24 protein-coding genes are annotated in these 23,427 nt (G+C 56.4%); 12 read left to right on the top strand and 12 right to left on the bottom strand.

Features of this window, described 5'->3' with window-relative positions:
• The first annotated feature begins 84 nt into the window (after positions 1–84).
• The 3 genes from L972_RS17385 (at position 85) to L972_RS17395 (ending at position 2,258) form a co-directional block, all read left to right on the top strand.
• Positions 85–1,044 (top strand): helix-turn-helix domain-containing protein, encoded by a 960-nt coding sequence (locus L972_RS17385; RefSeq protein ID WP_047439870.1) that lies wholly within the window; start codon positions 85–87, stop codon positions 1,042–1,044.
• A 65-nt stretch (positions 1,045–1,109) separates the two neighbouring features.
• Positions 1,110–1,814, top strand: coding sequence for a helix-turn-helix transcriptional regulator (locus tag L972_RS17390; protein ID WP_047439872.1), 705 nt, complete (start codon positions 1,110–1,112; stop codon positions 1,812–1,814).
• A gap of 66 nt (positions 1,815–1,880) precedes the next feature.
• The gene (locus L972_RS17395) at positions 1,881–2,258 is read left to right on the top strand and encodes a VOC family protein (RefSeq protein ID WP_047439875.1); all 378 of its coding nucleotides are present in this window, start codon (positions 1,881–1,883) and stop codon (positions 2,256–2,258) included.
• A gap of 103 nt (positions 2,259–2,361) precedes the next feature.
• Here L972_RS17395 and gyrB read toward each other — a convergent pair whose 3' ends face one another.
• From gyrB to dnaA, 4 genes are all read right to left on the bottom strand, one after another.
• The gene (gyrB, locus tag L972_RS17400) at positions 2,362–4,773 is read right to left on the bottom strand and encodes a DNA topoisomerase (ATP-hydrolyzing) subunit B (RefSeq protein WP_047439876.1); all 2,412 of its coding nucleotides are present in this window, start codon (positions 4,771–4,773) and stop codon (positions 2,362–2,364) included.
• On the bottom strand, positions 4,770–5,873 hold the full coding sequence (gene recF / locus L972_RS17405) for a DNA replication/repair protein RecF (RefSeq protein WP_047439878.1): 1,104 nt from the start codon (positions 5,871–5,873) through the stop codon (positions 4,770–4,772). Before recF ends, gyrB begins: the two co-directional genes overlap by 4 nt.
• Positions 5,874–5,875: 2 nt before the next feature.
• Positions 5,876–6,979, bottom strand: a complete 1,104-nt coding sequence (dnaN, locus tag L972_RS17410) for a DNA polymerase III subunit beta (protein WP_005339306.1) — start codon at positions 6,977–6,979, stop codon at positions 5,876–5,878.
• 83 nt (positions 6,980–7,062) lie between these two features.
• Positions 7,063–8,433, bottom strand: a complete 1,371-nt coding sequence (gene dnaA, locus L972_RS17415; RefSeq protein WP_005339307.1) for a chromosomal replication initiator protein DnaA — start codon at positions 8,431–8,433, stop codon at positions 7,063–7,065.
• A 311-nt stretch (positions 8,434–8,744) separates the two neighbouring features.
• Here dnaA and L972_RS17420 point away from each other — a divergent pair, with 311 nt between their 5' ends.
• The 9 genes from L972_RS17420 (at position 8,745) to L972_RS17455 (ending at position 16,312) form a co-directional block, all read left to right on the top strand.
• Positions 8,745–9,503 (top strand): amino acid ABC transporter substrate-binding protein, encoded by a 759-nt coding sequence (locus L972_RS17420; protein ID WP_047439880.1) that lies wholly within the window; start codon positions 8,745–8,747, stop codon positions 9,501–9,503.
• A complete protein-coding gene (locus L972_RS17425) occupies positions 9,504–10,172 on the top strand; it encodes an amino acid ABC transporter permease (protein ID WP_019445518.1) in 669 nt (222 codons plus the stop codon).
• Positions 10,173–10,184: 12 nt separating this feature from the next.
• Positions 10,185–10,919, top strand: coding sequence for an amino acid ABC transporter ATP-binding protein (locus tag L972_RS17430; protein WP_005339311.1), 735 nt, complete (start codon positions 10,185–10,187; stop codon positions 10,917–10,919).
• A gap of 270 nt (positions 10,920–11,189) precedes the next feature.
• A complete protein-coding gene (gene rpmH / locus L972_RS17435; RefSeq protein ID WP_005307156.1) occupies positions 11,190–11,324 on the top strand; it encodes a 50S ribosomal protein L34 in 135 nt (44 codons plus the stop codon).
• A complete protein-coding gene (gene rnpA, locus L972_RS17440) occupies positions 11,324–11,683 on the top strand; it encodes a ribonuclease P protein component (RefSeq protein ID WP_005339313.1) in 360 nt (119 codons plus the stop codon). The genes rpmH and rnpA overlap by 1 nt, the downstream gene beginning before the upstream one ends.
• Entirely contained in the window at positions 11,650–11,898 is a 249-nt protein-coding gene (yidD, locus tag L972_RS21100; protein ID WP_010672280.1) for a membrane protein insertion efficiency factor YidD, read from the top strand. The genes rnpA and yidD overlap by 34 nt, the downstream gene beginning before the upstream one ends.
• Positions 11,899–11,903: 5 nt before the next feature.
• On the top strand, positions 11,904–13,550 hold the full coding sequence (yidC, locus tag L972_RS17445) for a membrane protein insertase YidC (RefSeq protein WP_005355794.1): 1,647 nt from the start codon (positions 11,904–11,906) through the stop codon (positions 13,548–13,550).
• Between the two features lie 99 nt (positions 13,551–13,649).
• On the top strand, positions 13,650–15,011 hold the full coding sequence (gene mnmE, locus L972_RS17450) for a tRNA uridine-5-carboxymethylaminomethyl(34) synthesis GTPase MnmE (RefSeq protein WP_019445516.1): 1,362 nt from the start codon (positions 13,650–13,652) through the stop codon (positions 15,009–15,011).
• A gap of 161 nt (positions 15,012–15,172) precedes the next feature.
• The gene (locus tag L972_RS17455; RefSeq protein ID WP_047439882.1) at positions 15,173–16,312 is read left to right on the top strand and encodes a site-specific integrase; all 1,140 of its coding nucleotides are present in this window, start codon (positions 15,173–15,175) and stop codon (positions 16,310–16,312) included.
• 201 nt (positions 16,313–16,513) lie between these two features.
• Here the strand turns inward: L972_RS17455 and repC are convergent, their stop codons facing one another.
• The 8 genes from repC to L972_RS17495 form a co-directional block, all read right to left on the bottom strand.
• Positions 16,514–17,314, bottom strand: coding sequence for a replication protein C, IncQ-type (gene repC, locus L972_RS17460; protein WP_052200084.1), 801 nt, complete (start codon positions 17,312–17,314; stop codon positions 16,514–16,516).
• 25 nt (positions 17,315–17,339) lie between these two features.
• Positions 17,340–18,218, bottom strand: coding sequence for a helicase RepA family protein (locus L972_RS17465; protein WP_323136994.1), 879 nt, complete (start codon positions 18,216–18,218; stop codon positions 17,340–17,342).
• A complete protein-coding gene (locus L972_RS17470; protein WP_015848536.1) occupies positions 18,205–18,540 on the bottom strand; it encodes a helix-turn-helix domain-containing protein in 336 nt (111 codons plus the stop codon). Before L972_RS17470 ends, L972_RS17465 begins: the two co-directional genes overlap by 14 nt.
• 240 nt (positions 18,541–18,780) lie before the next feature.
• Positions 18,781–19,350 carry a hypothetical protein gene (locus L972_RS17475; protein ID WP_231560945.1) on the bottom strand — a complete coding sequence of 190 codons (570 nt, stop codon included), beginning with the start codon at positions 19,348–19,350 and terminating at the stop codon, positions 18,781–18,783.
• A 53-nt stretch (positions 19,351–19,403) separates the two neighbouring features.
• Positions 19,404–20,186 (bottom strand): hypothetical protein, encoded by a 783-nt coding sequence (locus L972_RS17480; RefSeq protein WP_047439892.1) that lies wholly within the window; start codon positions 20,184–20,186, stop codon positions 19,404–19,406.
• Between the two features lie 395 nt (positions 20,187–20,581).
• Positions 20,582–21,067: a hypothetical protein gene (locus L972_RS17485; protein WP_197058106.1), complete on the bottom strand. Its 486-nt coding sequence runs from the start codon at positions 21,065–21,067 to the stop codon at positions 20,582–20,584.
• Positions 21,061–21,768 carry a DUF3800 domain-containing protein gene (locus tag L972_RS17490; protein ID WP_081990753.1) on the bottom strand — a complete coding sequence of 236 codons (708 nt, stop codon included), beginning with the start codon at positions 21,766–21,768 and terminating at the stop codon, positions 21,061–21,063. The genes L972_RS17485 and L972_RS17490 overlap by 7 nt, the downstream gene beginning before the upstream one ends.
• On the bottom strand, positions 21,768–23,427 hold a 1,660-nt coding region (locus tag L972_RS17495; RefSeq protein ID WP_156127061.1), incomplete at its 5' end, for a restriction endonuclease subunit S. The genes L972_RS17490 and L972_RS17495, both read right to left, overlap by 1 nt.

The raw sequence follows: 23,427 nt of genomic DNA on the forward strand, positions 1-23,427 counted from the left end.
GAGGGCCATGCCAAACATGGCCCTTCGGCTTTTACTGCCAGACGCTTATGATGAGTGGTCTGCGCGCAGAGAGGAGTCAACATAATGCCCACCCCGATCGTTGCCGTGGTGACCTTCGATCACTTCAGCCCTTTTCACTGCGCCGTCCCCTGCCTCATCTTCGGCGACATCCTGCCGGGCCAGCCGCTGTTCGAGCTCAAGATCTGCTGCGGTGATGGCAACCCTCATTCACACTCGGCGCAAGGCTTCACCATTCAGGCTCCCCATGGGCTGGAGGTACTGGCCGAGGCGGAGATCATCGTCATTCCCTTCTGGCACGACCCGGCAGCACGACCACCAGCACAGCTGCTCAATGCTCTGATTGCCGCCAGAGCCAGAGGTGCCCGACTGGTCGGGCTCTGTCTCGGCACCTATGTGCTCGCCTACGCCGGGCTGCTCAATGGTCGCAAGGCATCGACCCACTGGGAGTATGAGCAGGATTTCTGCCACCGCTTTCCCTGCGTGCAGCTCGATACCAACGCCCTCTATGTGGATGACGAAGGGCTGGTCACCTCGGCAGGCACCGCCGCCGGGCTGGACTGCTGCCTCTATCTGGTACGCCAGTACCACGGCTCGGCCATCACCAACAAGGTGGCGCGGCGGCTGGTGATCCCGCCTCACCGGGAAGGGGGCCAAGCCCAGTTTATCGAACAGCCGGTGCCCGCCTCCACTCGCGATGTCAGGATGAACCAGTTGCTCGATCACCTGCGTGCCCATCTGGCCGAACCCCACACCCTGGATTCTCTGGCGGCCCACACCCTGATGAGCCGCCGCACCTTTACCCGCCGTTTTCATCAGGCTACCGGCCTCTCGGTGGGTGAATGGCTGCTGGCGGAGCGGCTCAGGCGCAGTCAGGAGCTGCTGGAGGTGAGCGGCCATTCCATCGATCGCATCGCCGAGCTGGTCGGCTTCAAGAGTGCCACCTCCCTGCGCAACCACTTCCGCGCCCGCTTTACCATCTCCCCCAGCGAGTGGCGCCGATCTTTTCGCGGAAACAATGTCTGATGACATCCTCTATACCCGCTCACTCCGCTATGGCAGGCTAACCAGAAATCCCGAGGAGTAATCCCATGTCCCGTTCCGAACGCCTGCTGGCCCTGCTCCAGCTGCTGCGCGGCCACCGTTACGCCATCACAGGCGCGGAGCTGGCCAACCAGCTTGGCATCAGCCTGCGCACCCTCTATCGGGATATCGCCACCCTGCAGGCGCAAGGTGCCCATATCGAGGGTGAACCGGGGATCGGCTATGTGCTGCGTCCCGGCTTCATGCTGCCGCCATTGATGTTCAGTGAAGAGGAGCTGGATGCGCTAGTGCTGGGGTCACGTTGGGTCGTCGCCCACGGTGACGGAGCCTTGAGAGCATCGGCCAGCAGTGCGCTGGCCAAGATAGAAGCCGTACTGCCAGCCGACTATCGCCAGCAGCTCCAGAGCAATGCCCTGCTGATCGGCACCTCCCGCAGCGAGAGCCTCACCGATGAAGCCCCCCTGCGCAGCGCCATCCGCCAACAACGCAAGGTGACCCTGGGCTATCGCGATCTCAAGGATGAGGCCTCTGAGCGCACCATCTGGCCATTTGCCCTCGGCTACTTCGAACAGGTGCGGGTACTGGTGGCCTGGTGCGAACTGCGTCAGGGCTTTCGCCACTTTCGGGTCGATCGCATCACCCGGATGCAGCCGCAAGATTGCCGCTATCCAAAAAACAGAGAGAGCCTGCTGAAGGAGTGGCGCACCACCCAGCAGATCCCGCAGCCGAAATTCATTGCTGACAGAAACTGACAGCAGGTAGCGCCATCCTGAGGGGGTCGACGCCGATGCGCCATCTCATCAGCAAGGAGCATCACCATGTTAGTCCCCCAGTTCACCATCCTCTACGTTACCAATCCGACCCGCAGCGCGCTCTTCTACCGCGAGCTGTTCGGGCGTGAACCGGTGGAGGAGTCACCTACCTTTGCCATGTTCGTGTTCGAGTCAGGCGCCAGACTGGCACTCTGGTCCAGCGCCACTGTTGAACCTGCCGTGACCCAAACGGCCGGAGCGATGGAGCTGGCCTTCGCCCTCCCCGATGATGATGCCGTCGATCGCCTGTCTGCCGAATGGCTGGCACGCGGGCTCACCCTGATCCAGGCGCCGACCAAGATGGAGTTTGGCTACACCTGCATGGCCCTCGATCCGGATGGCCATCGTCTGCGACTCTACTGCCTGGCACCTGAGCTTGGTTAATCGGGTTCAATGTTCCACGTGGAACGAGCAACGTCTCCTCCGCCAGAAAAACAAAAAGCCGCTCACAGGGAGCGGCTTTTGTATATCGAGCTGATAGCGTCGATTAGACGTCGAGGTTGGCTACGCGCAGGGCGTTGGTCTCGATAAAGTCACGACGGGGCTCAACGGCATCACCCATCAGGGTGGAGAAGAGCTGGTCAGCACCGACGGCGTCGTCGATGGTGACGCGCAGCATGCGGCGGGCTTCCGGATCCATGGTGGTTTCCCACAACTGGTCCGGGTTCATCTCGCCCAACCCTTTATAGCGCTGGATGTAGATGCCGCGCTTGCCTTCGCCCATCAGCCACTCGACTGCTTCCACGAAGTTGGCAACCGGCTTGACCTTCTCGCCACGCTTGATGAAACCACCTTCCTCGATCAGGTTGGCGATCTCCTTGCCCAGCGAAACCAGCTGACGGTACTCACCAGACTGCAGGAAGTCGTAGCTGAGCGGATATTCGCGGTCGACACCGTGCTGACGTACCACGGCGTGTGGCACGTACAGGCTGCGCTCTTCATCACGACGAACCTGGATCTGGTACTGGATAGCGTGGTTGCTCTCGTTGAGCACGGCTTCCATACCCTGACACCAGGCCAGCAGATCGCTCTCGCTATTCAGCAGCGCTTCGTTCAACTCCGGCTGATAGATCAGCTGGGTCAGCACGGCTTCTGGCGCACGACGAGACATGCGGGTGATCAGGTGAGTCACCGAGCGGTGCTGGTTGACCAGACGCTCCAGTGCCTCACCACCGATAGCCGGGGCAGACTCGTTGACGTGCAGGGTGGCACCATCCAGCGCCATGGCGGTCTGGTACTGCAGCAGCGAGTCTTCGTCTTTCAGATACTGCTCCTGCTTGCCCTTCTTCACTTTGTAGAGCGGCGGCTGGGCGATGTAGACGTAGCCGCGTTCGATGATTTCCGGCATCTGACGATAGAAGAAGGTCAGCAGCAGGGTTCGGATGTGCGCACCATCGACGTCCGCATCGGTCATGATGATGATGTTGTGATAACGCAGCTTGTCCGGGTTGTACTCGTCACGACCGATACCGCAACCCAGTGCGGTAATCAGGGTGCCCACCTCTTGCGAGGAGATCATCTTGTCGAAACGGGCCTTCTCCACGTTCAGGATCTTGCCCTTGAGCGGCAGGATGGCCTGGTTCTTACGGTTGCGACCCTGCTTGGCGGAACCGCCAGCAGAGTCCCCTTCCACTATGTAGAGTTCGGAGAGAGCCGGGTCTTTTTCCTGACAGTCAGCCAGCTTGCCGGGCAGACCGGCGATATCCAGCGCGCCTTTGCGGCGGGTCAGTTCGCGGGCTTTGCGGGCCGCTTCGCGGGCACGGGCCGCATCGATGATCTTGTTGACCACGATCTTGGCATCGCCCGGGTTTTCCAGCAGGAAGTCAGCCAGCTTCTCACCCATCGCCTGTTCAACGGCGGTCTTCACTTCGGAAGAGACCAGCTTGTCTTTGGTCTGGGAGGAGAACTTGGGATCCGGCACCTTGACGGAGATAACGGCAATCAGACCTTCACGCACGTCGTCGCCACTGGCGGCAGACTTGGCCTTCTTGCTGTAGTCCTCTTTGTCCATATAGGAGTTCAGAGTACGGGTCAGCGCGGTACGGAAGCCAACGAGGTGAGTACCACCATCCCGCTGCGGGATGTTGTTGGTGAAGCAGTAGACCCCTTCCTGATAGGCGTCGTTCCACTGCATCGCCACTTCAACGCCGATACCATCCTGCTCGGTGGTGAAATGGAACACCTTCGGGTGGATCGGGGTCTTGTTCTGGTTCAGGTATTCAACGAACGCCTTGATGCCACCCTCGTAGCAGAAATGCGCCTCGCGGCCATCACGCTCGTCTTGCAGACGGATGGAGACACCGGAGTTGAGGAAGGAGAGCTCGCGCAGGCGCTTGGCCAGGATCTCGTAGTGGAACAGGGTATCGCTGAAAATGGCAGGGCTCGGCCAGAAGCGAACTTCGGTACCGGTGCCGGTGCTGTCACCAATCTGCTTGAGCGGCGCCTGCGGCTCACCCAGATGATAGGTCTGCTCGTAGACGTGGCCGTTACGACGAATGGTCAGCAACAGCTTGTCAGAGAGGGCGTTAACTACCGAGACACCCACGCCGTGCAGGCCGCCGGATACCTTGTAGGAGTTGTCATCAAACTTACCGCCAGCGTGCAGCACGGTCATGATGACCTCTGCGGCGGAGCGGCCCTCCTCCTCGTGCATGTCTACCGGGATACCCCGGCCATTGTCACGCACAGAGACAGAACCGTCGGAATGGATCTTGACCAGAATATCGGAGCAGTAGCCAGCGAGCGCCTCGTCAATGGAGTTATCGACGACCTCGAACACCATGTGGTGCAGACCCGAGCCATCATCCGTATCGCCGATATACATCCCCGGGCGCTTGCGGACCGCATCCAGGCCCTTCAGCACCTTGATATTCGAGGAGTCGTAAGTATTTTCACTCATAGCTTACTCTCTGCCTTCTCTAACGTTTCGGAGATTTTACCCTGTTCCACGTGGAACAACCTGCAGTCATTCGCATCCATCATGTCTGCGAGCTGACCGGTGTCGATGGCGGTGATAAACACCTGGGACGCACACTGCTTCAGCCTTGCGGCCAGCAAGCGGCGCTTGTCGACATCCAGTTCAGAGGCAAAATCGTCAATTAAAAAAATACAGCCACGGCTGCTATGTTGATTCAAATAGAGCCCTTGGGCCAACCGCATGGCGCAGACCAGCAACTTCAGCTGACCCCGGGACAAAATATCCTGAGCGGGTACCCCGTTCGCCTTGAGGCGCACATCGGCTTTCTGTGGACCGACACCGGTATAGCCCAGCGCCCGATCCCGCTCAAACCCCGCCTCCAGCAGATCGCCGAGGGGAGTATCTTTCTCCCAGCCTCGGTAAAAGCCGAGACTGATATCGAATTCCGGCAGAAAATCCGCCGTCATCTCCTTGATCAGGGGCGTAATGGCCTGACAATAACTGGCGCGAAACTCGGCCAGCTCACCCCCCAGCCGCACCAGCTCCTGATCCCAGAACGCCAGCTGGCGGTACTGGGTGCTCTGGCGCAGCAGCGCATTGCGCTGTTTCAGCAGCCGCCGCACTCGCCCCCACAGGGCAAAGAAGGTCGGCTCCTGATGGAAAACGCCCCAATCGAGCCAGGCGCGGCGAGCCTGAGGCCCGCCCGTCAGCAGGTTGAAGCCATCGGGATGGATCAACTGCACCGGCAACAGCTCCGCCAAATCGGCAAGCCGCTGGGCCTGCGCCCCGGCAATCTTGAGCTGGGTCTCGCCACTCTTGTCTTTGGCAAGACCGATCGGTACCTGACGCCCTTCCAGTTCACACTGGGCAAACAGGGTAAAGGCCCTCTCCCCCTGGCGGATGACCCGCCCGGTCAAATGAGTGCGAAAGGAGCGCCCCAGACCAAGGTAGTGAATGGCTTCCAGCACGCTGGTCTTGCCGCTGCCATTGCACCCGACCAGAATGTTGAGGCCGGGCGACAGCTTGAGACTGGCTTGCTGGATATTGCGAAAGTCGCTGAGCTGGAGTTTGACCAGGGACACGACTAGATCCGCATCGGCATCACCACGTACTGAGCATCCTGATGTTCAAAATCCTCAATAATGGCACTGCTGATGGAATCGCTCAGGCTAATCCGAATTTGGTCACATTTTAACGTATTCAGCACGTCGAGCACATAAGAGACGTTAAAGCCGATCTCCATCTCGCCAGCGGCATATTGTACGTCAAGCAGCTCTTCGGCTTCTTCCTGTTCCGGGTTGTTGGCGGTGATGCGCAGCAGGTTTTCCTGCAGATTGAGACGCACCCCACGGAATTTCTCGTTGGAGAGGATGGCGGCGCGGGCAAACGCCTGACGCAGATCCTCACGGCCGGCGATCAGGGCCTTGTCGCTGTTGCGCGGAATGACGCGGCGCCAGTCCGGGAAGCGGCCATCCACCAGCTTGGAGGTGAAGATGAAGCCGTCGAGGGCAGCACGCAGGTTGCTGCGGCCGATCTGCAGCCGCACCGGCTTGTCTTCCGCTTCCAGCAGACGCACCAGCTCCAGTACCCCTTTGCGCGGCAGGATAACCTGATGATCGGGCAGCGATTCCCCTACTACCTCGCGGCGGCAGGTGGCCAGACGGTGACCGTCGGTCGCCACGGTGCGCAGACCGTGACCTTCGCTCTCGAACAGCATGCCGTTCAGGTAGTAACGCACGTCCTGGCTGGCCATGGAGAACTGGGTCGCATCGATCAGCTTCTTCAGCTCCAGCTGGCTGATATCGAACTCGAGCACGGATTCCCAATCCTCGATGTTCGGATACTCGGTCGCCGGCAGGGTCGAGAGGTTGAAGCGGGAGCGACCGGAGCGGATGATCAGGCGCTCCCCTTCGGTATTGAGACGGATCTCGGCGCCTTCCGGCAGACCACGGCAGATATCCAGCAGTTTACGCGCCGGTACTGTGGTGCGGCCATCTTCGCTGGCCCCGTTCAGATAGACCTGACCGATCATCTCTACTTCGAGATCGGTACCGGTCAGTGACAGCAGACCGTTGCTGACATCAAGCAGCACGTTGCCGAGGATCGGCAGGGTCGGTCGGCCGCCGAGGGCGCCGGACACCAGTTGCAGAGGACGTAACAGGGCCTCACGGCTAATTTCGAGCTGCATCTGTGCTCTCCGTTGTGATTAGGAGGAAAAGATTCGGATCAGGTTGGAATATTCGCGCTGCATCTGTCCACTCCATTCCGTTATCAGGAAGAAAGGGTACGGATCAGGTTGGAATAGTCCTCCTTGATGTCGTGACTCTCCTCCTTCAGCTGCTCGATCTTGCGGCAGGCATGAAGAACGGTAGTGTGGTCACGGCCACCAAAGGCATCACCTATCTCCGGCAAACTGTGATTGGTCAGCTCCTTGGCCAGTGCCATCGCCAGCTGGCGCGGACGGGCAACAGAGCGGGAACGACGCTTGGAGAGCAGATCCGCCAGCTTGATCTTGTAGTACTCCGCCACCGTCTTCTGGATATTGTCGATGGTGACCAGCTTCTCCTGCAGTGCCAACAGGTCGCGCAGCGCTTCGCGCACGAAATCGATGTTGATGGCACGGCCGGTGAAGTTGGCGTTGGCGATAACCCGGTTGAGGGCACCTTCCAGTTCACGGACGTTGGATCGCAGACGTTTGGCAATGAAGAAGGCCACTTCATCCGGCAGATGGATCTGGTTCTCGTCTGCCTTGCGCATCAGGATCGCGACGCGGGTCTCCAGCTCCGGCGGCTCGATCGCCACGGTCAGGCCCCAGCCGAAGCGGGACTTGAGGCGATCCTCGACACCATTGATCTCCTTCGGATAGCGATCCGAGGTGAGGATGATCTGCTGGTTACCTTCCAGCAAGGCATTGAAGGTATGGAAGAACTCCTCCTGGGAGCGCTCCTTGTTGGCGAAGAACTGGATGTCATCGATGAGCAGGGCATCGACACTGCGGTAGTAACGCTTGAACTCTTCAATGGCGTTATTTTGCAGCGCTTTCACCATGTCCTGAACAAACCGCTCGGAGTGCATATAGATGACTTTGGCATCTTTTTTACTCTCCTTGATGGCATTGCCAACGGCGTGCAGCAGGTGGGTTTTACCCAGGCCGGTGCCGCCATAGAGGAACAACGGGTTGTAAGCACCACCCGGATTGTCCGCTACCTGACGGGCAGCCGCACGCGCCAACTGGTTGGACTTACCCTCGACGAAATTCTCGAAGGTATAGTTCACGTTGGTGTTGCTCTTGTGGTTCGGCTCGGGCTTGGCTTCAGCCTTGCTTTCCCAGCTCTTCTGCAAGTTATTCACAGGCGCGGCACCCTGTACCGGCGCTCTGGCGACAGCAACAGGATGGGGACGATTGCCTATATCAAAACGCAGGGCGGGGCCGTCGACCCCGCAGAGTTCGTTGATGATGCCGTTAACCCGGATGAGATACTTGTCTCGTACCCAGTCCAGAACAAAGCGATTCGGTGCATACAGGGTCAGAGTATTGTCACTCAACTCCGCTTGAAGCGGCCGGATCCACATGCTGAATTCTGCCGAGGGCAACTCATCTTGCAGCCGGTTAAGGCACTGCTGCCATAGCGAAGCAGTCACTCTAAACTCCTGTCGATTGATTAACTAAAGACCGGCTATTCTACGTTTTTAGCCGCCGGATCTCCAGCCATCGCCCGGTGGATCCAGCAAATAAGATCCTTGACTTTCAAGGATCCAGCGCCTTTGGATCGGATTTCATCCCCAAAGTTACCCACAGCTTGATCCACCGTCCGGATTGGTCGATCCCGTGCTTCTCTCCTGTTATTTCATATAACCAAATGTCATTTATTTTTTAAATTTTATTCCAATAACATCAGGGCCAAACCAGTTATTACAACTACAAATACAAGACATTGAGAGAGAGAAACACCATGAAAACATCCATCAAACTGATTTCCGGCGCAGCCATCCTGCTCGCCACCCTGTCCAGTCAGGCCATCGCCCAGGAGACCATCAAGGTCGGCATGTCTGGCAAATATTTCCCGTTCACCTTCGTCAAGCAGGACAAGCTACAAGGCTTTGAAGTGGATATGTGGAACCAGATCGGCGAGCGTACCGGCTACAAGGTCGAATTCGTGACCGCCAGCTTCTCCGGCCTGTTCGGCATGCTGGAAACCGGCCGCATCGATACCATCTCCAACCAGATCACCATCACTGACGAGCGCAAGGCGAAGTACGACTTCTCCCAGCCTTACGTCTATGACGGCGCCCAGATCGTAGTACGCAAGGGCAACAGCACCATTCACGGTATCAAGGATCTGGAAGGCAAGAAGGTGGCCGTGAACCTGGGTTCCAACTTCGAAGAGCTGCTGCGCAAGAATGACCCGAACAAGAAGATCGATATCCGCACCTATGACTCCGCCTTCGAGCAGGATGTTGCCCTGGGTCGCATCGATGCCTTCGTGATGGACCGCGTCTCCACCGCCCAGCTGATCAAGGAGTCCAAGCTGCCGCTGCAACAGGCTGGCGCACCGTTCGAGACTATCGAGAACGCCCTGCCCTTCCTGAAGACCCCGGAGAAACAGGCGCTGCTGAAGAAGGTCGACGAGGCTCTGACCGCCATGCGCAAGGATGGCTCCCTGCGTCAGATCTCCGAGAAATGGTTCGCTTCCGACATCACCGACAAATAAATGATGGAATTTGACCTCGAATACACGCTGGGGCTGTTTCCCATCCTGCTCAAATATCTGGGCACCACGATGGAGATGGCCCTGTGGGGATTCGTGCTGGCACTCGTACTCTCGCTGGCCCTGGCGATAGTACGGGTGTTTCGCGTCCCCGCGATTCACTGGCTGGCGATGCTCTATATCTCGTTCTTTCGGGGTACACCGCTACTCGTTCAGCTGTTCCTGCTCTACTACGGACTGCCGCAACTGTTCCCGATCTTCGTGGGGATGGATGCCTTTACCGCCGCCATCGTCGGTCTGACCCTGCACTTCGCCGCCTACATGGCCGAGTCGATCCGCGCAGCCATCCTCGGCATTCACAAAAGCCAGATGGAAGCGGCGCTCAGTATCGGCATGAGCCGTTATCAGGCGATGCAGCGGATCATCCTGCCGCAGGCAGCCCGTATCGCCACCCCGTCGCTGATGAACTACTTCATCGACATGATCAAGAGCACCTCGCTGGCCTTCACGCTGGGGGTGGCCGAGATAATGGGCAAGGCGCAAATGGAAGCCTCCTCTTCCTTCAAGTTCTTCGAGAGCTTTATGGCGGTGGCGCTGATCTACTGGGTGGTGGTGATCTTCTTTACCCGCTTGCAGCATCTGCTGGAAGTCCGTCTCAACCGTGCCTATTAAAGGAGGGCGTTCATGATCAAGCTAACCGGCCTCTCCAAGGCATATCACGGCAATCAGGTGCTCAACGGCATCGATCTGGAGGTCAAAAAGGGGGAAATTGTCGTCATCATCGGCCCCTCCGGCACCGGAAAATCGACCCTGTTGCGCTGCCTGAACCTGCTGGAGACCCCGGATGCGGGCACCCTGGCCATCGACGATCTCGAGCTCAATCTGGCCAAGGCCAGTGAACAGCAGGCGATCGAGCTGCGCAAGCGGGCCTCCTTCGTGTTCCAGAACTATGCCCTGTTTGCCAACAAGACGGCGCTCGACAACATCGCCGAAGGGCTGATCACCGTCTGGAAGCAGCCAAAAGCCGAGGCCCGTGCCACAGCGCTCGGCATCCTCAAGGACATTGGTCTTGCCGACAAGCAGGATGCCTATCCGGCGTCGCTCTCAGGCGGCCAACAGCAGCGGGTCGGCATTGGCCGCGCCATGGCGGCCCACTCCAAGGTGATCCTGTTTGACGAGCCCACCTCGGCCCTCGATCCCGAGTGGGTCGACGAGGTTTTGGGACTGATGAAAGAGTTGGCCCGCCAGCACCAGACCATGGTGGTGGTGACCCATGAGATTGAATTTGCTCGTGATGTTGCCGATCGGGTGATCTTCATGGAAGGGGGGCGGATCGTCGAGCAGGGCCCGCCGGATCAGATATTGGTCGATCCCAAGGATCCCCGTACCCGGGAGTTCTTGCGGAAAGTCCTTAAATAGCTCTCTCTTTGGCGGCCTGGCCGCCTTTTTTATTGAGGGATCCCTTGTTTAACCCCGGGTTGCCAGTATAATCCGGAGCCCTTGATCCTCTGGATCCTCACGCTCGGCAGTGGCCTTTTCAAGACCATGGCAGGATGAGAGGGAACGGCGGATTGACTAAAAGCCGAACTCTGTTTAGAATTCGGCCTCTTTTGCTAGTCGTCACACGCTATAGCTGGCGCGTCGGCTAAGTGTGACAATCAAAACTGTACAGAAATACGGAATCGAATCATGAAACGTACTTTTCAACCGTCCAACCTGAAGCGCAAGCGCTCTCACGGTTTCCGCGCCCGCATGGCAACTGCCAACGGTCGTAAAGTTCTGGCCGCTCGTCGTGCCAAGGGTCGTGCCCGTCTGGTAGTTTAATGCCTACCCAGCACACCTTCTCTCGGGAGTTACGTCTGTTAACTCCCGAACACTTCAAACGCGTTTTCGCCGAGCCTGTCCGGGCTGCTTCCCCGCAAATTACGCTTCTCGCCTGCCCCAATTCACTCGAACACTCTCGTCTTGGTCTCGCTGTGCCTAAAAAAGCACTCAAGCGTGCCGTCTGGCGTAACCGTGTCAAACGGGTGGTCCGGGAAAGTTTCCGCCTCAAACAACATCAGCTGCCCGCTATCGACATCGTGGTGATCGCCAAGGCCGGTGTGAAAGAGATGGATAACGAGGAACTGTTCAAGTTACTGGAAAAGCTATGGCGCACTCTGTCACGCCGTTGCAATGGGTAGCTATCAAACTGATACGCCTGTATCAGCTAATCATTAGCCCTCTGCTCGGGCCGCGCTGCCGTTTTACTCCAACTTGTTCCCAATTTGCGATAGAAGCCATCCGACTTCACGGTTTCATAAAAGGCGTTTGGTTAGCTAGCAAACGTCTATTAAAATGCCATCCCTTATCCGAGGGTGGTTATGACCCGGTTCCGCAACCAAAGCGAAGAAACTGAAGACTATGGAATCACAACGCAATCTACTCCTGATCGGTTTGCTGTTCGTGAGCTTTCTGCTCTGGCAACAGTGGGAGTCCGACAAGGCTCCGAAGCCGGCCCCGACTACCGTGGCCCAAACCGAACATTTCGTACCTGAAGCCGGTCAGACCGGTGATATTCCTCAGGTTTCCGAGCAAGCCAACGCGACTGCCGCACGCAAGCTGATCACCGTCTCCTCTGACGTGCTCAAGCTGACCCTGGATACCCAGGGTGGTGACGTCGTGTCTGCCGAACTGCTGTCTCACAAACTGGAAGAGGGCAAGGACCAACCGTTCGTGCTGCTGACCAGCAAGCCTGAGCACCTCTATATCGCCCAGAGCGGTCTGGTGGGTCGCAACGGTCCGGACAGTCAGGCCGAAGGTCGTCCTACCTATGAAGCCGCCCAGACCAGCTATCAGCTGGCCGATGGTCAGGATCAAGTCGTCGTTCCGATGACTTGGACCGACAGCAAGGGCGTGGTCTTCACCAAGGAGTTCATCCTCAAGCGTGGCGACTATGCCGTTGGCGTTGATTACAAGATCGACAACAAATCTGCCGAGCCGGTTCAGGTGCAGTTCTATGGTCAGCTGAAGCAGACCGTAGCAACGCCGAAGGATCAGGAAGGTCATGCCATGGTAGCCAGCGCTTACCGTGGTGGTGCCTTCTCCACTGAAGATACCCGCTACAAGAAGTACACCTTCGACGAGATGAAGGATGCCGACCTGAACAAGACCACCAAGGGTGGTTGGGTCGCCATGCTGCAACACTACTTCGTCTCTGCCTGGGCACCAAATGCCGACGATACCAACAGCTTCTACAGCCGTGTGATCCCGGGCAAAGGCCAAGCCATCATCGGTTACAAGGCGCCGCTGGTTGACGTGGCTGCCGGCCAACAGGCTGAAGTGACCAGCAAGCTGTGGGTCGGTCCCAAGCTGCAAGACCAGATGGCCAAGGTGGCTAACCACCTCGACCTGACCGTCGACTACGGCTGGCTGTGGTTCATCGCCCAACCGCTGCACTGGCTGCTGACCGTGTTCCACGGTTTCGTCCAGAACTGGGGTCTGGCCATCATCATGCTGACCCTGCTGGTACGCGGCATCATGTTCCCGCTGACCAAGGCCCAGTACACCTCCATGGCCAAGATGCGCATGCTGCAACCCAAGATTGCGGCCCTGCGCGAGCGCTTCGGCGATGACCGCCAGAAGATGTCTCAGGGCATGATGGAGCTGTACAAGAAGGAGAAGGTCAACCCGCTGGGTGGCTGCCTGCCGATCCTGGTTCAGATGCCGATCTTCATCGCCCTTTACTGGGCACTGATGGAGTCCGTTGAACTGCGTCACGCGCCGTTTGCCCTGTGGATCACTGACCTGTCAGTGAAGGACCCCTTCTTCGTGCTGCCAATCCTCATGGGTGCCTCCATGTGGTATCTGCAGAAGATGAGCCCGACCACCGTAACCGACCCGATGCAGCAGAAAGTGATGCAGTTCATGCCGATCATCTTCACTTTCATGTTCCTCTGGTTCCCGGCTGGCCTGACTCTCTACTGGCTGGTGAGCAACGTCATCTCCATCATCCAGCAGACCATCATCTATCGTCAGCTGGAGAAGAAAGGACTGCATTCACGCAGCTAATCTTCCCGTGATGACAAAAGAGGCGGCCTTCGGGCCGCCTTTTTTATTACAATGTCTCCCACTACGTTTTCCTATCAGCGAACAAACGAGCCAAGCAAGATGACAACAGATACGATCGTGGCCCAGGCCACCGCGCCAGGCCGTGGTGGCGTCGGCATAGTCCGGGTCTCCGGCCCCGCCGCCGAACAGGTCGCCGGGATAGTGCTCGGCAAGCTCCCGCGGGTGCGCTACGCCGAATATCTGCCGTTCAAGGATGAGCAAGGCCAGGTACTGGATCAGGGCATCGCCCTGCTGTTCAAAGCTCCCAACAGCTTCACCGGCGAGGATGTGCTGGAGCTGCAGGGCCACGGCGGCCCCGTCATCATGGACATGCTGATCCGCCGCATTCTGAAAATCGACGGCATCCGCCCTGCCCGCCCCGGCGAGTTCAGCGAGCGCGCCTTCATCAACGACAAGCTGGATCTGGCCCAGGCCGAAGCTATCGCTGACCTTATTGAAGCCTCCAGCGAACAGGCCGCCCGCAGCGCCATGCACTCCCTGCAGGGGCAGTTCTCCAGCAAAATCCAGCAACTGGTGGAGAGCCTGATCCGGCTGCGCATCTATGTGGAAGCGGCCATCGACTTCCCGGACGAGGAGATCGACTTCCTCTCCGACGGCAAGGTGGCGGGCGACCTCTACGCCATCATGTCCGAGCTGGACGACGTGCGCGGGGAAGCCAAACAGGGCGCCCTGCTGCGGGAAGGGATGAAGGTGGTGATCGCCGGTCGTCCCAACGCCGGCAAATCGAGCCTGCTAAATGCCCTGGCGGGCCGTGAGTCGGCCATCGTCACCGAGATTGCCGGTACCACCCGCGACGTGCTGCGCGAGCATATCCATCTCGATGGCATGCCGCTGCACATCATCGACACCGCTGGTCTGCGCGACACTCAGGACAAGGTGGAGCAGATCGGTATCGAGCGCGCCTGGGCCGAGATCGAACAGGCCGATCGGGTGCTGTTTATGGTGGATGGCACCACCACAGACGCGGTTGACCCGCGGGAGATCTGGCCGGAATTTGTTGATCGGTTGCCAAAAAACATCGGCCTCACCGTCATTCGCAACAAGGCCGACCTGACCGGAGAGGATCTGGCACCGAGCCAGGAGCAGGGCCACGCCGTCTACCGCATCTCAGCCAAGACAGAGCTGGGGCTGCCTGCCCTGCGCGAGCACCTGAAAGCCTGCATGGGCTTCCAGGGCAACACCGAAGGGGGCTTTATGGCCCGCCGCCGCCATCTGGATGCGCTGGAGCGTGCTGCCGAGCGGCTGCTGGTGGCCAAAGAGCAGCTGGAAGTGTTCGTGGCCGGCGAGCTGGTGGCTGAAGAGCTGCGCCTCGCGCAGGAGTCCCTCTCCGAGATCACCGGTGAATTCAGCTCCGACGATCTGCTGGGTCGTATCTTCTCCAGCTTCTGCATCGGCAAGTAATGTGGTGAAAAATCAGCAATAAAAAGCAGCCATAAAGAACATAAGACATTGTAAATATTGGACTTTGTTTTTACTGGCTGTTCTTACCTGATCTTGTTTCGTGAGAATTTACCCCGAGAGTACCCCGAAGTAACCTCTTGGGGTACTTTTGGGGGACACTCATGAAGATCAGCATCGAATTCCGCGAACCGGACGCCGAAGGCAAGCGCACTGCGCGCTTAACCTACTACGCCGGCTCCTACCTTGATCCCGCCACAGGCATCCGCAAGCACAAGCGCAGCAGAGAGCCCCTGGATCTCTTCCTGTACGACAAGCCGCGTACCCCGGCACAGCGGCTTCACAACAAAGAAACCCAGCGGGCAGCCGAAGCCATTCGCGCCAAGCGGCTCTTCGAATACGAGACCGGCAAACACCATCTGGATTTATCGAGCGCCCACAAGGCCAGCTTCTTTGAGTACTTCCAGGAAGTGACCGACCAAAAGGCGGCAGGCAGCAAGAGCAACTATTCCATCTGGGTGTCTACCCTCAAGCATTTGCGCCAGTACCATAAACTGCCTGATTTGACTTTCGAGGAGGTCGATCAGCTGTTCCTGGAGGGTTTTCGGCACTACCTGATGCACAAGGCCCGCACCAAAAGCGGCACGCCACTGAGCCGCAACACCCAAAGTGCCTACTTCAACAAGTTGAGGGCAGCCCTGAACCAAGCAGAGCAGGAGCGGCTGCTGATGGATAATCCGGTACGACGCGTCAAAGTCATCCAGGGGGAGAAGAACAAGCGGGTTTATCTGACCGAAGATGAGGTTCGGGCCATGGCCCAGGCTGAGTGCCGCTATGACGTTCTTAAGCGCGCCTTTCTGTTCTCTTGTTGCACTGGCTTGCGCTGGTCCGACATTCACAAGCTGACCTGGGCCGAGCTGGAGCCTTTCTATGGCCATTACCGTATCGTCTTCACCCAGAAAAAGACCAGCGGCCTGCAATACCTGGATTTGAATGACATGGCGATGCAGCTGATGGGGCGCTCAGGCAAGGCAACAGAGCGGATCTTCAAGGGCCTCAAGTACTCGGCTTGGCACAACATGGAGCTCACCCGGTGGGCGTTGCAGGCGGGTATAACCAAGAAGGTAACCTTCCACAGCGCGCGTCATACCTTCGCCGTCATCCAGCTTAACCGCGGCGTCGATATCTATGCCCTCTCCCGCTTGCTGGGACACAGTGAGCTGAGAACCACAGAGATCTATGCAGACATCCTTGAATCACGGCGTAGAGATGCCATGCTCGATTTTCCCAACGTATTGGAGTGATAGAAGCACCCTCGACGAGATCATGGCCAGGAAGAGCCAACAAATAGGCCAGCGCGACCATGCGCTGGCCTAGATTATCTTAGATAATATAGATCGGATTTCAGGATCGCCCTGCAGCCCAAGCGGTAACTGGGTTTCACTGAATTGGCTTGTGACCGTTATCGTGAACTTTGTGACCACTTTCGTGATAGTTTGTGACCGTTATCGTGATAGTGCAGGCCGGCCGATGGTAAACCGCCCCTTGGCATGTTCGCAGATAGACCAGCCCAAAGCAGTCAGCTCATCCAATGCCTTACGAACTCTTGATTGCCGCTTGCGATGGGTGGCCGTGCTGACCTCATCGGGAAAGGCATAAGCGACCAAGGTGTCTAACTGCACTGCCCTTTTCTGACCACAATCCACCCAGGCACATAGCCGCTGATGCAACAACCGAGCGATGCTGCCATTCAAGTGCCGAACTTCTGTCATGTCGATACGAACATGGCGACCATTACCCATAATGGCGTAGGTCAGCAAGGGATTAAGCGCCAAAAAAAGTCCATCAGTCTGAGTGTCACTGACATAGTTCGCCAATAAGCGAAAGCCGCTACGCTGGCCAGCCACCTTTGCGATCACCGACACCTTCCACAATCGCTCGATACAGCAACGTACAGTATTGGTATCCCGAGGATTGGCGTATCCAACCTCCTTGGCCAGTTTGCGCAGGCTGCTTCTGACCACCAATACCCTTTGCTGGTTGGCAGCCCAACGAAGATCCAGAAGATCTCGCAATATCGCCCCAGTTTCGCTCACCGCAACTGGCTCAATCTCGTTACTTTGTGACTCAAGTCCAGCCAGGGCAACCAACCCCTGAAGCACACGGAGGTCATCTGCACCCAGCGGCTCAGGCCCGGAGAACTCGATCTGATTGCCACCACCGAAACGGTAAATCACCTCCAGCTTGTCACGGCGGCGTTGGCCATGCGAGATCGCCCTAAACAACCCGGGTGCAAGACAGTGCATATGGTCATGCCTAGCATGAGTCAATTCAAAGCAAGACACGTTTGCCTCCCGCTCGGCGTGTTACGCCCAACCTAGCGGGAGCGGGATACAGCACGCCACCTTCCCCCCGCACCAACCAGCGCTCCGGTAGTGGCGGCCCATAATTACTTTTGCTTACCCCAAACCGCACGTGAAGCTTGCTCTTCTCTGCCGATACTCCCAGCTGCTGCGCCTCTTTCTTGGTCATAGTGGCGAGGTAGCCCTGCCAGCGCACATTGTCTACCAGCACCGACGAACCACGGCTTGCCTGCTGCAGATCGCCAACTTCTTGGAATACTGCGGATTTGCTGGTGTGGTGTACAAACAACACAGCGCATCCCAGCCTCATGGCCAGCCGCTCCAACTGACCCAGTACCTGCGTCATGGCACAGGCCGCGTTCTCGTCGGCATCGTGGAAGCGCCTCAAAGTATCGATGACAATCAACCTCACCCCTTCAGCCCATATAGCAATCGCTTCCCACCAATGGCTATCCAGCACATTCGGACTGGAGCCCTGCAGCGGTATAAGACGAAGGTTTCGTTCGACGTTGGCACGAAGTTCAGCATCAAGACCTCCGCCCAAGGCAAACAAGCGCTGGTGCAGTACAGGCCAAGGGTCCTCAGCAGGCAGGTAGAGCACGGTTCCCCTGCCCAGCTTGCCAAGTCCAATCCAATCCGGCCCACCGGCGATCTGCATTGCCAGTTGCAATGCCAACATCGATTTGCCCACCCCTCCCGGTGACACCAACGCACCAACGCAGCCAACAGGCAGCCCCGGTAGGACAAAATCGAGGGGTTTCGGAGGTTCAATAAAAGCCGACCGGAGATCCCGGGGGCAGAGAGATGTAATCAGATCCTGTGTCATACCCACCTCACAACCGCCCATGGCTAGCTTGCCGCACACGCTTGGTTACATGCTCAGTGAGTTCGGCGTCTGGTGAAATGCGGTGGGAGAGCAGCCAGTCCAGCAGCTCAACGCGCTTGAAGTAGATCTTTTTGCCTTGTGGCTTGTAATGCGGCAGACGCTTTTCACTGGTCAGCCGGTACACATAGCAGACAGAAACCCCCAGCAACTCAGCGCACTCCTCGGCAGAAAGCACCTCTTTTTGCGCCTGTCCTTGCTGGATTACCAACTGCTTAAGCTCATAAAGCTCTTTCAGGATTGCCCCATTCGGATCACTGAAAACTGACGAATTTTGTTCGCGCATGCAGATTGTCTCCTAGTTACAAACATCAGCATGCAAGAGCGTACCGGGGACCTAACGAAATCCAGACCGCTGTAAGTGCCCGTTTTGGGCACTTACAGCGTTTTCTGGAAAATTTTCGGATGTGAAATTTAAGATGGGAACAGGAAGGGGGGTTGGTAGAGCCAAATGACATTTGGGCGAGAGACCGCCAGTAAAGTCATTAGGCTCCACTAGGTTGGCTATCCCAAGCCAACCACAGGCTCAGCGATGGTTCATTTCTTTGATCCAATCGGCCACGCTATCAGGGTCGGCAAGCAGCTGGGCGAGCGGCAGATGATTGGAGCAGATCTCAAGCTGATGACATTTGTCACTTTGCTGCCAGTCAGGTTGATGAGCAGGCCAGCTAACCTGCTTGAGCAGATCCCAGAGGTGGTTATCACTATCCTGCAGGCAACGGTACAGATTTACTTCAACCACGGCGTTGCCAGACAGTTGCAAAGGATCAGGCTGACCCTTCGTATGTGCACGCAAGGCTGAGTTTTGACGGAAATCATCATCGATATAGAGGCGAAAAATCAGCGTCTTATCACCTTGCAGAGCCTTATCGCCATTCCTGTCCCGGTAAGCGTGATTCGATGCAAACAGTGGCAGATAGTCCCATGCCCAGCTGCTGGAAGGGCGGGTTCCTGAGCGGCAGGGGCGGCTATTTTCGCTGGGCTCCCAATACCAGAACTCGGCGTCCAGCGCCTGACTGGCGATCTGATCGAATAGCGGGAGGATACGCTGGTAGAAACCGGCTGCGAGTCGGTGAGCTTGTTGCAGTTGGGTCACCAGCTGGGTGGTCTGTTCAAGATCGTGTGGCATGACGGCATCCTTAGCCAGAGTCAGTGATTCAAAAAAGAGAAATCGGGGCGAGATAGGTGGAATGTCCCGGCATAATCGAGCAGAGCAGCCCAACCAGTAGGCTCAGCGGGTGGGGTAATTTGCCGTTCTGACATCACCCCGCAATCCAGATCCAGCCGCCCTGCGTAGGCAAACAACGGCGCCCATTCAGGTACCACCGGGGCCATGCCAAACAGCTCAAACGCCTGCAGCCACTCATCGCGGATGGCGCGATCCTGACGGCAGGATTCAAACTCGGAGGCAGTTTGCAGATAGCGGCGCAGTGGCTCCCATTCACGCAAGGTCATCTGGACAAAGCGCTTCGGCAGATCGGGGGGAGACAGCGGAGCGACAGGGATATTGCCAAGTGCCACGTAATAGAGCCGGTCTTCATAGTCATCAAACTCGGCTTCACTGACCACAGCATTGACCTGCGCCAGCCACTGCTCCCGATACTGGTCGCCACCGAACGGGGGCTTCACCTCGATAACCACCAGCGTGTCGTCAAAGTGGAGCAGCACATCGGGCTCGACATAACGGCGATCCTGCAGCGATACCAGTTTTGGCCACAGCTCCAGCCGTTGAAAGCTGGCCGGGTCTAGCGGATTGTCACCGAGTAGAAAGTGCAGCACGGCCCCCAGAGTACCGTCCGAGAGGTGGGGCAGACGGCCAAAGAAAGTGGCAGTTAGCAGATCTTCGCTGCCTTTAAACAGGTCGCGCCAGCGCAGGGATTCCCCTTCCCGCTCGATACGCCCAGCCTTGCCATGCAGGATTGCATGTAGCATCGCAACTCCTTGTAATATTGATATTTCAAGCAGGCTCTCACTTAGCTGAAGAGCCTTCGAGATCCTGCTTTGATATCCACTCGACTACCACTCTATCCATCACAAAATGGGGTAAAAATGTTTGACTGAAAGAGGGCGTCTCTTTAAGGTTTCCCGCAACATGACCCCGGCCTCTTGGTTGCTTTGCAACTTACGCCGGGGTTGTTTTTTTGAATCTGTCTTTGTGTCGGCATACACGCCTTATTACTTCGCCATACAGCCAGTCGGTTGCTAATCATCGGGGTAACCGTTACACTTTGCGCATCTCATCTACCAGCCTTTGGCGTCAGCGTAGAAGGAGTTACGGCCCCGTCCTCTCCGGAGGGCGCGGCCAGCTTAATTCCCTCCCCTAGCAGTCAATAACTCCCATACCGTTCCCAGCGCTTGTTGTACTTGCGCCGTTCGTGCTCATGTTCGATGAAAAATGCCGTCCACGGCAGGATGTATTCTCCTCGATCATCCAGCACGACTAGGTAGCCTTCCGCTTCAAACCAGATATGGATGCGTTGTTGCTTGCCACGAGGCTCAGCCCACACCTTCAGCTCAGGATCGCTATCATTCTCGATGATGGGTTTGGGCCAGCGGATGCGTTCGCATCGACGTAAATCGGGTTCTCGCTCTGCTTCAACTTCTCCAGTTGAAATCATGTGCCAGAAGGTCGCTGATTTCCCGGCATATTCAGGATGACGTTTCAGACCAAGACGCTTGCCTCTGAACTCGGGTTTGTTGAGTACAAAGTCTTGTTCGAAGGCCGCATAAACAGCAGAGAAAAAACGCCCCCAATCACCGCCAGAGGCGGTCATCAGAATGAGGTCAGGTAGCCATATAGGTTGCATCACCATCCACCCCTGCTGCACCAGACCATCAGATTGAACTTGCTCTCTCGCAGAAGGGTATTGTGTGTCAGCTTGTAACCACTTCGTTGCCGTATTCTTTCAATCAACGCCAGCTTGGCTTGGCTGCTGGTCAACCCTCGATGCAGATAGCTCAGGGCTCCGATCAAAAGATCCGCAACTTGCAGCAACTCGGCTTCATGAGAGTGGATCCGCTGCACCCGATGAATGATTTTCTTCGAGTAGTCATACGTGTTATTGCACAAAACATCATGCAACTTGCTGATCTTCTCATGCCCCAAGGTATCCTTGATATCGATATAGACTCGATAGCCATTCTGCGGCTCAAAGATCGTCTTCAACATGACGAAATACATTTTGTAGTACCAGTCGTCATGACTCTGCCCAAACGCTTCATGATTTAGCTGTGATTTATCCGGGATAACCAGACCACGAAAGTGAAGGTCATCATCATCGAAAAAGTAATCCAGCAGGTCACGATAGAAGGCGAGTTTCGACTGACTAACCTTGGTCCACTTCACCTCGAAATCCGGCGCCAACCCATGCTTTTGCTTGATCTCCCGCAAGCGACGCACGATCTCGTGGCGCTTATCCAGCGGACACCATACAGCCCCAAGCACCATGGCCGATTGACCATCGTTCTCCAGATGGCAGGACTCATCACAATAGACATTAAATATGCGGCTCATCAGGCAAGGGCTCCTTCCACCAGCGACTCGGCCAAGGCAAGTTGGGTCTGCTGGCTGGTTTGCAGGCGGGATTTAAGTTGATCGCAGAGTGTCGTCAGTTCATCGACTTTAGCTACTATCAATTTTTGTACCGCAGTAGGAGGTAGAGGAATTGAATATTCATTCAGTTTTGCACCAACAAAATGCTTAATTGTTGCTCCTGTAAAATACTGTTCTAAGGTTCCCGTAGCAGCATCATTAGTTAAACAAATTTGTAAATACTCTGCCATTACCCCTTGATAAGGCCTTGCTCGGTGCAGTGCTTTTTGAAAATACATTTCCTTATTATGATGCTTCCAAATAGCACATCTTCCAGGTTCACCACCTTCACATATCAATAAATCACCATACCTAAGAGCTAGCTCATCTTTTTCATTATCATCGATTTTCATTTGTTTTATATCATCAAGCTCAATCAGATCCCACTGCACATTTGTATTTCTTAAATATGGCAATTCATTGCCAATATTTTTTGCATTATCGAGCATTTTTCCAAGGCGAGAGTGTGCAACTTGGCTAAATCTAACCCATTCCCAACCTATTGGTAGCTCAAATAGCTGTTCCTCCGCCCGAATCATCGGCAGCGGTTTCTCTTTTTTGATTTTCTTCTCTTTGACCAGCAGCGCCTTTTCGGCAGCGATGCGTTCCAGCAGGGCGGAGGCGGGTTCATCGCTTGGGTCTTGCGGTACCAGCTTACCCATTACTGCCAGTTGCAGGATGGTCTGTTTCAAGGCGTCGATGCTGGCCTCAGTGGTAAAGAGGGTATCGAAATGAGTGCTTAGCCGCGCCCAGTTTTGCGCCAACTCGTCGGCATCGCAGGAGTCTGTCAGTGTGGCGAGCAGGGTCTCCACCAGCGTCTGATGGGCCGCCAACTGCGATTCGCTGCACTGCTCCAACTGGTCGCAGAGGGCCATAAGCTCATCCACTTTGGCAACGATGCGGTGCTGTTCTGCAAATGGCGGAATTGGCAATGGATAGAATGAGAAAAAGTCCTTGGCAAGTCGCTTTTGACCTGCGGTTCCGGTCATTCCTGCCTCACCTTTTTTGAGATATATAGGCGATTTTATATTTAATAATATAAAGAATGCTGAAACATAATCTGTATATGGTCTAGCTATATGAAGCTCTGTCGTTCCTGCACCTATTCCATTAGTTAAACCACGAAAAACTGCAGCCTTACTATTCTCAAAGCATGGTGTTATTTTTGCTATGCCAATATCCCCATTAGAAAAATGGGTAAAACCTTTCTTTATCTCGCCCCACTTCCTTGCTTCAAATTCATGCTGCCCGTTATATGCGGTGCTGATTAAAGACATGGGTACAAATGATGCGTCAACAGTATCATCGCTTTCATTACGTGGATTGATCTCTGCGATCTCTGCAAGCATTGACCACACCCACCCATCCGGTAATTCAAACGGCTTCTCTTCCTCACCAATTTCTGGCAAGGCTTTGGGCTTTTTAATCTTGCCCTCTTTCACCAGCCGCGTCTTTTCGGCGGCGATCCGTTCCAACAGCACGGAGGCCGGTTCATCGCTGGGGTCTTGCGGCACCAATTTACCGCGCACGGCCAGCTCTAGGGAAGGTGCGAATAAGCGGGGAAATTCTTCTCGGCTGACT

This window comes from Aeromonas sp. ZOR0001, assembly GCF_000801015.1.
GTDB classification, from domain to species: domain Bacteria; phylum Pseudomonadota; class Gammaproteobacteria; order Enterobacterales; family Aeromonadaceae; genus Aeromonas; species Aeromonas veronii.

Coding starts and splice junctions, on each gene's coding strand:
- L972_RS17385 (WP_047439870.1), top strand. CDS start 85: ATGCCCACCCCGATCGTTGCCGTGGTGACCTTCGATCACTTCAGCCCT.
- L972_RS17390 (WP_047439872.1), top strand. CDS start 1,110: ATGTCCCGTTCCGAACGCCTGCTGGCCCTGCTCCAGCTGCTGCGCGGC.
- L972_RS17395 (WP_047439875.1), top strand. CDS start 1,881: ATGTTAGTCCCCCAGTTCACCATCCTCTACGTTACCAATCCGACCCGC.
- gyrB (WP_047439876.1), bottom strand. CDS start 4,773: ATGAGTGAAAATACTTACGACTCCTCGAATATCAAGGTGCTGAAGGGC.
- dnaN (WP_005339306.1), bottom strand. CDS start 6,979: ATGCAGCTCGAAATTAGCCGTGAGGCCCTGTTACGTCCTCTGCAACTG.
- L972_RS17420 (WP_047439880.1), top strand. CDS start 8,745: ATGAAAACATCCATCAAACTGATTTCCGGCGCAGCCATCCTGCTCGCC.
- L972_RS17425 (WP_019445518.1), top strand. CDS start 9,504: ATGATGGAATTTGACCTCGAATACACGCTGGGGCTGTTTCCCATCCTG.
- L972_RS17430 (WP_005339311.1), top strand. CDS start 10,185: ATGATCAAGCTAACCGGCCTCTCCAAGGCATATCACGGCAATCAGGTG.
- rpmH (WP_005307156.1), top strand. CDS start 11,190: ATGAAACGTACTTTTCAACCGTCCAACCTGAAGCGCAAGCGCTCTCAC.
- rnpA (WP_005339313.1), top strand. CDS start 11,324: ATGCCTACCCAGCACACCTTCTCTCGGGAGTTACGTCTGTTAACTCCC.
- yidD (WP_010672280.1), top strand. CDS start 11,650: ATGGCGCACTCTGTCACGCCGTTGCAATGGGTAGCTATCAAACTGATA.
- yidC (WP_005355794.1), top strand. CDS start 11,904: ATGGAATCACAACGCAATCTACTCCTGATCGGTTTGCTGTTCGTGAGC.
- mnmE (WP_019445516.1), top strand. CDS start 13,650: ATGACAACAGATACGATCGTGGCCCAGGCCACCGCGCCAGGCCGTGGT.
- L972_RS17455 (WP_047439882.1), top strand. CDS start 15,173: ATGAAGATCAGCATCGAATTCCGCGAACCGGACGCCGAAGGCAAGCGC.
- repC (WP_052200084.1), bottom strand. CDS start 17,314: ATGCACTGTCTTGCACCCGGGTTGTTTAGGGCGATCTCGCATGGCCAA.
- L972_RS17465 (WP_323136994.1), bottom strand. CDS start 18,218: ATGGGCGGTTGTGAGGTGGGTATGACACAGGATCTGATTACATCTCTC.
- L972_RS17470 (WP_015848536.1), bottom strand. CDS start 18,540: ATGCGCGAACAAAATTCGTCAGTTTTCAGTGATCCGAATGGGGCAATC.
- L972_RS17480 (WP_047439892.1), bottom strand. CDS start 20,186: ATGCTACATGCAATCCTGCATGGCAAGGCTGGGCGTATCGAGCGGGAA.
- L972_RS17485 (WP_197058106.1), bottom strand. CDS start 21,067: ATGGTGATGCAACCTATATGGCTACCTGACCTCATTCTGATGACCGCC.
- L972_RS17490 (WP_081990753.1), bottom strand. CDS start 21,768: ATGAGCCGCATATTTAATGTCTATTGTGATGAGTCCTGCCATCTGGAG.